This window comes from Lutaonella thermophila (assembly GCF_055387725.1).
In genome coordinates this window covers 1,726,847-1,739,585 of sequence record NZ_AP043783.1, presented here as the reverse complement: position 1 = coordinate 1,739,585, position 12,739 = coordinate 1,726,847, and the positions used below count along the sequence as shown (strand labels likewise).

At 33.5% G+C, this 12,739-nt stretch carries 10 protein-coding genes; 4 read left to right on the top strand and 6 right to left on the bottom strand.

Annotation, left to right across the window (positions count from 1 at the left end; genetic code table 11):
* Positions 1-42: 42 nt before the first annotated feature.
* Positions 43-2,214, top strand: coding sequence for an endonuclease MutS2 (locus ACZ5CF_RS08155; protein ID WP_464578769.1), 2,172 nt, complete (start codon positions 43-45; stop codon positions 2,212-2,214).
* Entirely contained in the window at positions 2,214-2,630 is a 417-nt protein-coding gene (locus tag ACZ5CF_RS08150) for a thiol-disulfide oxidoreductase DCC family protein (protein ID WP_464578767.1), read from the top strand. Before ACZ5CF_RS08155 ends, ACZ5CF_RS08150 begins: the two co-directional genes overlap by 1 nt.
* Positions 2,631-2,642: 12 nt before the next feature.
* On the opposite strand, the gene ACZ5CF_RS08145 is transcribed toward ACZ5CF_RS08150, so the two are convergent.
* The 5 genes from ACZ5CF_RS08145 to aroC form a co-directional block, all read right to left on the bottom strand.
* Positions 2,643-3,806: a flavohemoglobin expression-modulating QEGLA motif protein gene (locus ACZ5CF_RS08145; RefSeq protein ID WP_464578766.1), complete on the bottom strand. Its 1,164-nt coding sequence runs from the start codon at positions 3,804-3,806 to the stop codon at positions 2,643-2,645.
* Complete coding sequence (locus tag ACZ5CF_RS08140; protein ID WP_464578765.1) at positions 3,803-4,633, bottom strand: N-formylglutamate amidohydrolase; 831 nt, start codon at positions 4,631-4,633, stop codon at positions 3,803-3,805. Before ACZ5CF_RS08140 ends, ACZ5CF_RS08145 begins: the two co-directional genes overlap by 4 nt.
* A complete protein-coding gene (gene gshB / locus ACZ5CF_RS08135; protein WP_464578764.1) occupies positions 4,626-5,657 on the bottom strand; it encodes a glutathione synthase in 1,032 nt (343 codons plus the stop codon). The genes ACZ5CF_RS08140 and gshB overlap by 8 nt, the downstream gene beginning before the upstream one ends.
* Before the next feature lie 34 nt (positions 5,658-5,691).
* Positions 5,692-7,017 carry a dicarboxylate/amino acid:cation symporter gene (locus ACZ5CF_RS08130; protein ID WP_464578762.1) on the bottom strand — a complete coding sequence of 442 codons (1,326 nt, stop codon included), beginning with the start codon at positions 7,015-7,017 and terminating at the stop codon, positions 5,692-5,694.
* A 155-nt stretch (positions 7,018-7,172) separates the two neighbouring features.
* On the bottom strand, positions 7,173-8,237 hold the full coding sequence (aroC, locus tag ACZ5CF_RS08125; RefSeq protein ID WP_464578761.1) for a chorismate synthase: 1,065 nt from the start codon (positions 8,235-8,237) through the stop codon (positions 7,173-7,175).
* 155 nt (positions 8,238-8,392) lie between these two features.
* Here aroC and ACZ5CF_RS08120 point away from each other — a divergent pair, with 155 nt between their 5' ends.
* Positions 8,393-9,232: a UDP-2,3-diacylglucosamine diphosphatase gene (locus tag ACZ5CF_RS08120; RefSeq protein WP_464578760.1), complete on the top strand. Its 840-nt coding sequence runs from the start codon at positions 8,393-8,395 to the stop codon at positions 9,230-9,232.
* A gap of 1 nt (position 9,233) precedes the next feature.
* Here ACZ5CF_RS08120 and ACZ5CF_RS08115 read toward each other — a convergent pair whose 3' ends face one another.
* Positions 9,234-12,140: an FAD-binding and (Fe-S)-binding domain-containing protein gene (locus ACZ5CF_RS08115; protein WP_464578757.1), complete on the bottom strand. Its 2,907-nt coding sequence runs from the start codon at positions 12,138-12,140 to the stop codon at positions 9,234-9,236.
* A 74-nt stretch (positions 12,141-12,214) separates the two neighbouring features.
* Here ACZ5CF_RS08115 and ACZ5CF_RS08110 point away from each other — a divergent pair, with 74 nt between their 5' ends.
* Positions 12,215-12,700: a hypothetical protein gene (locus ACZ5CF_RS08110; protein ID WP_464578756.1), complete on the top strand. Its 486-nt coding sequence runs from the start codon at positions 12,215-12,217 to the stop codon at positions 12,698-12,700.
* Positions 12,701-12,739 lie beyond the last annotated feature (39 nt).

Below are 12,739 nucleotides of genomic sequence, written 5' to 3'. Positions count from 1 at the left end.
AAAAGTATCAAATATGTACCTTTGTGCACCAATTACAATAGTATGCAACGAATTCTCGAAAAAACTTTACAAGATTTAGAATTTAAAACAGTTTTACAGCAAACCGCAAGCTATTGTAGTACCGTAAAGGGAACTGAAAAAACATTACAAATTGTTCCGTTTACAAAAAAAGACGAGCTTTTAAAAGCATTAAAAGTTACTAACGAGTATGTTTCGTCTTTTGATAACGAAAACAAAATACCCAATCATTTTTTTGAACCAATAGATCAAGAAATTAAGCTGTTAGGTATAGAAAACAGTTATTTAGAACCCGAAAGTTTTAAAGATATAACTGCTATTTCGGCTACAGTAAACCAAATTTTGCTGTTTTTTAAAAAATACAAAGATTACTACCCTACTCTTTTTGCGCAATCAGAAGCTGTTACATATACTAAAGAAATTATCTCTTTGGTAGATGCTATAATAGATAGGTTTGGTGAGATTAAAGACACCGCATCTGATAAGCTTGCAGAAATCAGAAAAGAAATAACCGAGGTTAAAGCTAAAATTAATCAGAGTTTTGTTGTAGCACTTCAAAAATATCAACAAGCAGATTACTTAGATGATATTAGAGAAACTGTTGTAGAGAACAAGCGTGTTTTGGCAGTGAAAGCCATGTACAGACGCAAAGTTAAAGGTACTGTATTAGGCAGTTCTAAAACCGGGAGCATTGTTTATATAGAGCCAGAAACTACGTTACAACTTTCAAGAACACTTAACAATCTTGAATACGAAGAGAAAGAAGAGATTATAAAGATATTACAAGAACTAACACATAAAATAAGGCCATTTAAAGCTTTACTTGAAGTTTATCAGGAGTTTTTAACTGCTTTAGATGTAATTGCTGCAAAAGCAAAGTATGCACTAAGCATAAACGGTGTGTTGCCTACAATTAGCCAAGAAAAAAAACTCTTTTTAAAAGATGCATACCACCCTTTACTCTATTTAGCTAACAAAGAACGTAACGAAAAAACCTATCCGCAAACAATAGAACTGCATCAAAATAACAGAATAATTGTTATATCTGGTCCTAATGCCGGTGGTAAGAGTATAACATTAAAAACAATTGGGCTGCTACAAGTAATGCTACAAAGTGGTATGTTGGTACCTGTGCATGAGCGTAGTGAGATGTGTTTGTTTGATAGGATAATGACAGACATTGGCGATAACCAATCTATTGAAAACCACCTGAGCACTTATAGCTATCGCCTAAAACAAATGAATTACTTTCTTAAAAAAGTAAATAGTAATAGCCTTTTTTTAATTGATGAATTTGGTACCGGAAGTGATCCTGAATTGGGTGGCGCTTTGGCAGAAACCTTTTTAGAAGAGTTTTATAACAGAGAGGCTTTTGGTGTTATTACTACACATTATGCCAACCTTAAAATGTTAGCTAATGAGTTGCCTTATGCCACCAATGCAAATATGCAGTTTGACGGTAGAACGCTACAACCCGTTTTTAAGCTTGTGTTAGGAGAAGCTGGAAGTTCTTTTACTTTTGAGGTTGCTCAAAAAAATGGTATTCCATACAGTTTAATTAATAGAGCTAAGAAAAAAATTGAACGTGGTAAAGTTAGGTTTGATGCAACTATAGCCAAGCTTCAAAAGCAACGTAGAGCTATGGAAAAAACATCTTCTTCGTTACAAGAAGAAGAAGCAAAACTCAGAGAAGAAAATGCTCGCTTAGAAAAATTAAATCAGAAAATTAAAGCCAAACTGGAAAGCTATCAAGAGTTGTTTGACTACAACCAACGAATGATAAGTTTAGGAAATAAAATAGATAAAATAGCAGAAGACTATTTTATTCACAAGAAAAAAAGAGCATTAATAGCCGAGTTTTTAAGAATTGTAGAAACAGAAAACAGTAAACGAAAACAAAAAACTAAAGCACAAAAAAAGGCAGACAGAGCTAAAAAAGAGGCGGTTAGCAAAGAGTTAGAGCAAAAAATTGTTGCCATTAGGCAACAAAAAAAGCAAAAGAAAAAAGAAGACGAGAAGCAAAAAAAACAGAAACCAAAAGTTGCTTTAAAAGTAGGTGACCGTGTAAGAATGTTAGACGGTAAAGCAATTGGTAGCATAGATGCCATAGAAAAAAATAAAGCTATAGTAAACTATGGTTTGTTTACCACTAATGTTAGTTTAGACCAACTAGAACTTGTAGAAGCTAAAAAGTAATGGTTGTAATTCAAAAAAATAAAAAAATAATTTTGTTTGATGGGGTTTGCAATCTTTGCAACAACACCGTTAAATTTATAATTAAAAGAGATAGAAACGATGTTTTTAGATTTGCCCCCCTGCAAAGTGATATTGGCAAAAAGTTAACCCAAGAAAGAGGTATAGATACAGAAAAAATTGACTCTATAATTGTTATAGACCCCGGGATTGCTTACTATATTAAATCTGATGCTTTTTTTGAGGTAGTTAATACCATAAAAGGTGGTTGGCAAGTGCTCACTATTTTTAAACATATTCTTCCTACACCTGTTAGAGACTGGTTTTATGACCGCATTGCTAAAAGCAGATACAGTTGGTTTGGCAAAAAAGATACCTGTATGATTCCGACTCCGGAGCTTCAAGAAAAATTTTTGTAACCTACTGTTTAATCACTTTAAATTCTGAAGAATAAAATCTATTCTATTATTTGTGTTTTCGTTTTGTAAAAAACTTTTAGTGTAATAATCGCCTTTATTTGCTAAACCTAATTGTTGCATTTTTTTAATAATTGGCGTGTATTTCATGTTTACTTTTCCGGTAAGTAAAACTTTTAAATCTTCATTGTTGGTGTAATAATTGTATATTTTTTTAAGTCCGCTTAAATACAAATGATCTTTGGTAAAACCTCCTCCTCTGTTCACTCGCAAGGTAATTTTAAAGGCATCATCCTTATTAAGTTTATACTGGTTATGAATTAAATCAAAAGTATCAGAAAAACTATATCCTTTTAACAGACTGTTCACTGCTATAACTCTATAGGCTAATTCCTTGAGCCTTTTTAGGGTTAAGGTACCACTCATATACTCACTAAAAACTGCCAGTCCTTCTTGAGTTTCTACATTCTTAGGAAAACCGTTAGAAAATATTTTTAGTGGATGGTTTATACCATTAAATGTAGTTACTAAGTGAACGCCAATTTCGTGATTAGCCAACGTTTTTAGTTGGTTTTCATTAAAAGTAGCATTCTTTTTTATTAGAAGCGTTTGAGTGCTGTTACTAACCATTGCTTCGGCAGTAATATGCGTAGCAAGCTTTATATGTAACGGAAAGTTGTATTGTGCAGAAAATGCTTCAAAATAGTTTTTTGCTTCTTCTGCAGTGAAAATTTTGTTAGAATTATGCTCTGTTTCATCATCTACAAAATGTAAAATAAATTTAGCGTTTTCAACATCGCGCTCATTAGGTGTGCCGTAGGCCCTAAGGCTATTGTAATAAAATTCTTTTCCTTGACCAATAGTATTTATACACTGTATTACATTGGCATAATAGTAAATAACATCTTCATATAGTGATGCAATTTGTTCGTCTTCTACTTTTTCTAATTGTTGCGAAAAAAATAGCCTTTGTAGCGTAAATGGATTGAATTTTAGTTTTGGATACTTAAAATCCGGATTGTATAAATATCTTGATGCAAAAAAACGTTGTTTTTCTTTTTCTACATTTATAGGATTAATATAACTAAGTAGCTCTATTTTTTTAACTAGGTTATCTAGATTAGCATCTACTTCAAATAAATATTGATAGGTTTTTATGAGGTCTTGCGATTGTATCATGAACAAAATGCTTTCTTAAATTCTTCGGCATGTTTTGGTAACAGCTCTTTTAACTGGCTTTCTACAGCCTTAACAACTTCAGGATAAATAATGTAGTTCTCTTCATCACAATATACTTTAGCTATCTCTGTTGCCAACACTAAAGTGTTATTAAAATGGTTGGTTATGTATTTTAAAAAATAACCATTACCATGAAAAGTATCGTTAATTTTTGCTGTGTTTACAATATTGCTGGGTAGCTTAATAGACGCTAAATAATTGCACCAGCGTTCAATTTCATCAGCAAACTTTTTTGTGTTTATGTTAACCGTTCCTAAGTTCCATGTAGGCACTTCTCTATCCCATCTTTTCCAGTTATAGCTATGCATATCGTAAACAACTACTGCGCCATGAATACTTTCAAGTTGTTTTATTAAAGCATGTATAACCTTGTAAAAATTGGCATGCTTAGTTAGGCTTAAATCTAATTCTGGTTTTGATAAGGGCTTTTTCCACAACTGTTTACCCCAAGCATCTGAATAAATTGCAGATTCCGGTGGTCTATTTAAATCGTATTCAAATCGAGAGTCGCAACCGGCAATTACAATAGGATGAGCTTGTACCATTTGTTTGGTGCAAGGGTCTTCTTCGTACCAACGCTCGTATTCTGTGTGCAAGCAATTACTCCAAAGCTCTTTTCTAAATTGATGTCCGTCGTGTATAGCTCCGCAAACATAGTACACGTAAGCATCAATTTTTATAGTAAATGAATAATCTGCTGCTACAGCTTCAAACGTTTTTTGTTGCGTTATGTTTTTAATAATTTCTTCTATGCTAAGCTTATGCATCTTCTACCGTCTTACGTAATCTGGTTAACCTATCAAAAGCACTAACTCGTTGTTGAACATGGCTTTCAAGAAAATCTATTACTTTTTCTTGTAAACGTGTTTTATAAACTTTATTCATGTAGGTTATTCCGCCCGGACTCATAACATTTACTTCAATTAGCTTACCTCCTATCACATCAATCCCTACAAAATACAAACCGTCTTTAACCAATTTTGGTCCAATGGCTTTGCATAATTCTTTTTCTTTTTTGGTAAGCGTATGTTTTTGAACGGTACCTCCGGCAGAAACATTAGACCGATGATCATCTTTTGCGGGAACACGCTTCATAGCACCTATGGGTTTACCATTTAATATAAGTATTCTAACGTCTCCTTCTTCCGCACCTTCTATATATTCTTGTAAAATCACATAGTTTGATGTGCCATCGGCATTCGATATATAAAAATCAAGTAAAGAGTTTATACTTGACATTGCCGACTTTTCTATTAATATAACCCCTGAACCACCATATCCGTTAAGTGGTTTTAAAATCATTTTATCTGTTTTAGACTCTCTAATTTGCCTGATTAAATAGTCTTTGTTTTTAGAGACATGCGTTACCGGAATAATATCATTGTTAGGATCAACAAATGCAGCCGTATATAGTTTGTTGTTAGCTTCTCGAAGCCCTTCTACCGAGTTTACAATAAAAACATCGTGCTTAACAGAATCTAAAAAGTTAAGCATAATTGGATCTAACGGTGGGTTGGCTCGCATAAAAATTACATCAAAACCCGCCAACGGAAGCATCTCTTCTCTAAAAGTTGCTTTATTATAAAAAGATTTTAAGGAACTGGGCACCTTTTCTGCCCTGTTTATAACACTACAAAAAGCATGCGCTACACTGTTTCTTATGGTTAAGTTATATGGGGTACACGTAGCTACGCCATGACCACGTTTACAACATTCATGAATTAACGCTAATGTAGTATCGTTATCTGGATCTACTTGCTCCCAAGGATACATTAAAAAGCAAATATTCATACTTAATATTTTGGTTAGTTATTAAAATTACAAACTATTTTACTTCGTCGTAATGATCATCCCATTCTTTTGGGTGTGGTTCTCCTAATTTTCCAACCGATTTACCCACAACCATAGATACTGTTGCGTCTCCGGTTACATTAACTACCGTTCTGCACATATCTAACGGCCTATCTACAGCAAAAATTAATGCTAATCCAATAGCTAATTTATCTGCAGGAAAACCAACTGCTTCTAACACAATTACTAACATTACCATTCCGGCTCCCGGTACAGCAGCAGATCCGATAGAAGCTAATAATGCTGTAAGAACTATCATTAGTTGAGCAGTTAAATCTAAATCATGCCCAAGGGCTTGCGATATAAAAACTGCAGCAACTGCTTGATATAAACTGGTTCCATCCATGTTAATAGTTGCTCCTACTGGTAACACAAAACTAGAAACCTCTTTATCCACACCAATATGCTCTTCTACACGCTCCATAGTAACCGGTAAGGTTGCAGCACTAGAACTGGTAGAAAATGCTAATAGTTGGGCAGGGCTAATCTCTTTTAAAAACCAAAAAGGGTTTTTTTTCGTGTAAAAAGTTACTACTAAACTGTAAAATACAATCATTAAAAATAAACCTAACACTACCACTCCCGCATACTTTAATAATGCGTACAACAAGTCTGGATCACCAGATGTTACTACTACATTAGCTAATAAAGCAAATACTGCTACAGGCGCTGTAAGCATTATTAAATCTACCATTTTAAGCACAATCTCATTAAGGGAATCGAAGAAATCTTTTAGTGGTTTGGCATTCTTCTCTCCTATTAAAAGCATAGAAATTCCGAAGAAAATAGTAAAGAATATAACCTGAAGCATTAAAGCGTTATCACTCATAGCAGAAATTGCATTGTCTGGTACCATATCTACAAGAAATTGTAGCGGCCCGCTTTCTTTTTGTTTAGATGCCTCCACTATTTTAGATTGTACATTACTATCATTAGCATAGGTTTGAGTGAGTTTTGCAATAGTATCATCAGACACTCCATCTCCGGGTTTTGTAACATTTACCAATAATAAACCAATAGTAATTGCAATTACAGTGGTAAAGACATATACAATTATGGTTCTGAGCCCTATGTCTCTAAACTTAGATATGTCTTTTAAATCTGAAATACCTTTAATTAACGAAGCTAAAATTAGTGGGATGGCTATTAATTTTAATAGTTTTACAAAGATGGTCCCGAAAGGTGAAATCCAATCTACAATAAACTCTTTTCCTCCGTCAAACCCGGACATTATAAATCCGAAGATAACTCCAATTAACATTCCTATTAAAATTTGCCAATGTAATGCAATTTTTCTCATTCGTTTAGGTTATTTAGTTGATTTTGTTTTTGATAAATAGTACTTTAAAATAAAACAAATACCAATTGCAGTTGGTATTTGATAAATTTTTGCCAAAAAGTAATGATTTTATGGGGTAAAAAAAAATGTGAAACTAACGACTACAACTAAAACTTTTATTTACTATATACTTTTTGTAATAAATAAAAATCTGCTAAAACTAAGGCTGCCATTGCTTCTACAATCGGCACCGCTCTTGGCACAACACAAGGATCGTGTCTGCCTTTTCCTTGCATAGTTACTTTATTACCTTGCTTGTCTATTGTTTCTTGATCTTGCATAATGGTTGCAACAGGCTTAAAAGCAACTCTAAAATAAATATCCATGCCATTACTTATACCTCCTTGAATACCACCACTTAAATTAGTTTTTGTAGTGCCATCTGTATTAAATAAATCGTTGTGCTCACTACCTCTCATCCTTGAGCCACAAAAACCACTCCCGTACTCAAATCCCTTAACCGCATTAATAGACAGCATGGCTTTACCTAATTGTGCGTGCAGTTTATTAAAAACAGGCTCTCCTAATCCTATCGGAACATTTTGGATTACGCAAGTAACTGTACCACCAACCGTATCACCATCTTTACGAATTTGTTTTATTAAAGTTTCCATTTTAGCAGCAGTTTCTGAGTCAGGACATCTAACCGGATTTGTCTCTGTTTTACTAAAATCTAATTCTTGATACGGTTTTTCTAAAAATATATCACCAACCGACGACACAAAGGCATTTATTTTTACTGTACTTAACAATTGTTTTGCAATAGCTCCCGCAACTACCCTACACGCTGTTTCTCTGGCAGAACTCCTGCCACCGCCTCTGTAATCTCTAATCCCGTATTTTTTATCGTACACATAATCTGCATGGCTTGGTCTGTATTGATCTTTTATATGCGAGTAGTCTTTAGATTTTTGATTAGTGTTTTTTATAATAAACCCTATGGGAGCTCCAGTAGTTTTACCTTCAAAAAGTCCCGATAAAAACTCAACAGTATCCGGTTCTTTACGCTGTGTCACTATAGCAGATTGTCCTGGTTTTCTTCTATTAAGCTCTTCTTGTATTGCATATAAGTTTAGGGGTATTCCAGCCGGACAGCCGTCTATAACCCCTCCAATCGCGGGTCCGTGGGACTCTCCGAATGTTGTTACTTTAAACAGTGTTCCAAAGGTGTTTCCTGCCATAAAAGATGTTTTAGCAAATGTAAGTTTTTATATAGTAACAAAAAATTAGCGCTCACTTAATGTAAAATTAACCTTTTGCTCAACATCCTTTAATTTACAAGTAAAGTTTTGGTAATAAACGGGTTGTTACTTTGCAAAAAACAAAGCTTAAAGTGTTGAAAAAAAGAAAAATAGATGTTGTAGTAATTTCTGATGTACATTTAGGAACTTATGGCTGTCATGCCGAAGAACTTTATGCATACTTAAACAGCATAAACCCTAGAACATTAATACTAAATGGTGATATTATAGATATATGGCAATTTAGAAAACGTTATTTTCCTAAATCTCACTTAAAGGTGATAAAGAAGATTATAGAAATGGCTACTAAAGGCACTAAAGTATATTACATTACCGGGAACCATGATGAAATGCTTAGAAAATTTGTCGGAATTAAACTTGGTAAAATAAACATAGTGAACAAGGTAGTTTTGAATTTAGACGACAAAAAAGCGTGGTTTTTTCATGGTGATGTATTTGATTCGTCTATACAACACTCTAAATGGATTGCCAAATTAGGTGGTTGGGGCTATGACTACTTAATAATATTTAATCGTTTTATAAACTGGTGTTTAACCAAATTAGGAAAAGAAAAATATTCTCTTTCAAAAAAAATAAAGAATAGTGTAAAAAAAGCTGTTAAGTATATAAACGATTTTGAAAACACTGCCTCTGAATTGGCTATAGAAAAAAGGATTGATTATGTGATATGCGGACACATACATAAACCTACAATAACAAAAAAAAACACTAAAAAAGGTACTTGTATCTATTTAAACTCAGGTGATTGGGTAGAAAATTTATCGGCTTTAGAATACAAAAACAAAAAATGGAAACTTTTTTCTTATGCTAATGATAATGACAGAACTCTACTCTCTTTCTATCCAGATGAAGATTTAAAGAGCATGAATTACAAAGAATTGCTTGCTGCAACTACTATTTTAAGTAAAGACTAAACTATTTTAGAGCTTCTTTTAAAATAGTAATAGGATGCTTTGCTAGCTTTTTAGTGCCATCAAAAATTTGATGCCTGCAACTTGTTCCGTTAGCCGCTATCTCTACATTAGATGCAGCATTTGCAACACTCTTAAAAAGACGTAAACCACCAATTTTCATGCTTATGTTGTAATGCTCTTTTTCGTACCCAAAAGAACCTGCCATACCACAACAACCAGAATTTATTAATGTGACATTATAATTTTTAGGAAGGTTTAAAACATTAAAAGTTACTTTTTGATTACTTAAAGCTTTTTGGTGACAGTGGTTATGAATTTTAATGATTTTATAATTATCTGTAAACTGCTCTGAAGAAATGTTCCCAATTGCAATTTGATTGTCTAAAAACTCTTCAATTAAAAATGTATTATTTGCTATTTGTTGTGCTTTATCTTTATGTGTTACCAATCTTAAATATTCATCTCTAAAGCTAAGTATGGCAGAGGGTTCTATGCCAACAAAAACTGTTTGAGAATTAATTTTGTTGTAAAGCGCTTTGCAATTTTTATCTGCAATTTTCTTTGCCTGTTTTAAAAAACCTTTCGAAATAAAAGTACGTCCGCTTTCTCCAAAATACAACTCTACATTATACCCCAAACGGCATAATAGTGTAATAGCATCTGCTCCCACTTTAGTATCTAAATAGTGTGTAAACTCATCTATAAATAAAATAATATTGGTTGGTTGATGCACTTTGTTTTGTTCTTTACGTAAGTGAGCCTTAAAATTAAAATTGCTCACTTCGGGAAGTGAACGCTCCGGAGCAATTTGCATTATTTTTTTTAAGATTGAAGCGGTAAATTTTGTTCGATAAATAGTATTGGTAAGCCCCGGGATTAGCGAGGCTATTTTGTTTACTTGGGTGTTGTAAGCAAAGAGAACGTCTCTAATAGGCCTTCTTTTAGATTGGTAATACTGATACTGCATTTCTGCCTTTAATGTGGCCATGTCTATATTACTGGGGCATTCACTTGCACATGCTTTACAGCTTAAACACAAATCCAGCACTTCTTTAAGCTCTTTACTTTTAAACGCGTTATTAGAAGTAGGATGCGTTAAAAATTCACGCAGTGCATTTGCACGAGCTCTTGTAGTATCTTTTTCATTTTTAGTAGCATGGTAACTTGGGCACATAGTGCCGTTGCTTTTATGTGTTTTTCTGCAATCTCCACTACCGTTGCATTGTTCTACAGCTCTAAGAACACCTTGAGTATCAGAGAAATCAAGAAAAGTATTTATTATAGGCTCTTTCCTGTCTGGTTGGTAACGCAAGTTTTCATCAATAGGATAAAAGTTTACAATTTTACCGGGATTAAAAATGTAATTAGGATCAAAAACTTGTTTTATAGATGTAACTAGTTTATAGTTGTTCGGTCCAATCATATACTCAATACATCCAGACCTAACTATACCATCACCATGCTCGCCACTCATAGATCCGTTGTATTTTTTGACCAATTTAGCTACATCAAACGTTATTTTTTTAAAAAGCGTAACATCTTCTTTCTTTTTTAAATTTAAAACAGGCCTTAAATGAAGCTCTCCCGCTCCCGCATGTGCATAATAAACTGCTTGTTGCTTGTAGTTTTGCATAAGTTTAGAAAACTCGTCTATATAATTGGCCAAATCTTCTAAAGCAACTGCCGTATCTTCTATACAAGCTACCGCTTTTTTATCGCCAACCATATTCCCTAACAGTCCTAAACCGGCTTTTCGTAATTCTAAAGCTTTTGTAATATCATCTTCATATAAACAGGGTTGTGCATAACTATTTGTTTCTTTAGTTAGTGTTTGCAATAATGCTATTTTGTTTTGTTCTAACGTTTTTTTATCGTCAGCTCTAAGCTCAAGTAGTAGTATAGCTTTAGGATCACCTTCAATAAAAAACCTGTTTTTAGCTTGAGCTCTGTTGTTTTTTGTGCAATCTAGTATAACCTTATCCATCATTTCACAACTGTATAAGTTGTGTTTCATAACAGGGATAACAGCTTTACAGCAATCATTTATACTTTTAAAATGTGCTGCAATCATAACACTATTCTCTGGCGGGAGCGTATTTAGTTGCAATTTTATAGCCGTTATAAAAGCTAGTGTACCCTCGCTACCACACAATAACTTGCTCATGTTAAATGCCTTTTTATGTAAAAAGGGCTCCATGGCTATAAGCTCATCTAAAGCGTAGCCTGTATTACGTCTGTGAATAGAGGGTTTTGGAAACTCCCGTAAAATTTCTTCTTGTGCCGTTTTATTCTGTAACGTTTTATGAATATGGTTGTATATATTGCCTTCTAATGTTTGTAATTTAGTTTTCTGCAAGAATTGCTCGGCAGAAAGTTCAGAGAAAGTAACCTCACTCCCATCACTTAAAATAGCCTCTAAACTAATTACTTTATCTCGGGTAACACCATATTTTATAGAGGTAGTTCCGCTAGAATTATTGCCAACCATCCCTCCTATCATACATCTGTTAGAAGTTGATGTATTCGGACCAAAAAACAAGCCGTATGGTTTTAAAACTAAATTAAGTTCGTCTCTTATTACACCGGGTTGTACCGTTACCGTTTTATTTTTAGTATCTATATCCAAGATTTTAGTAAAGTGTTTAGAGACATCAACCACTATACCATCACCAACACATTGTCCGGCTAAAGATGTTCCGGCTGCTCTGGGTATAAGTCCTATTTTATGTTTAGTTGCAAAGTCTATTAAAACTTTTAAATCGGTTTTATCTTTAGGATATGCAACAGCCAAAGGTTTTTTTCTGTAAACAGATGCATCTGTAGCATAAATTGCTCTGTGTAAACTATCTGTAAAAATTGAACCTTTAAGGGTGTTTTGAAGCTCTAAAAAATCTTCTTTAGCAATCATTTAACAATTTATTAACATCTTAACCAGTACATTTGGTAGTAAATTATAACAAAGAACTTTAAAAATTGAGATTTATGAAAAAGTATTTTATAGGATTTTTGTTTATTCTTGGTGTTATTAGTTTTAGTAACGCACAAGAAATCTCTAAAAATGCATTAGGGCTTAGATTAGGAGATAGCGATGGTTTTGGTGCAGAAATATCGTACCAAACCGCTTTGACTTCAGATACAAGATTGGAATTTGATTTAGGATGGAGAGACGGTAAAAATTACAGTGCATACAAACTAGTAGGTTTACATCAATGGGTTATGCCATTAGATGGTAATTTTAATTGGTATGTTGGTGCCGGTGCCGGTATTGGTAACTGGAGTTGGGATAATGATTTTCCGGGCGATGATGATGATGGTGTGTTTGCGCTATTAGCCGGAGATATTGGTATTGAATATAATTTTGATATACCGTTGCTTATTTCGTTAGATTTTAGACCAGAATTAGGATTAAGCAATTTTAACAATGATGTAGATTTTGATATAGCTCTTGGGCTTAGATATCAATTCTAAACATCAATAATAAAATAAAAAAGCCTCACGCTTTTGTGA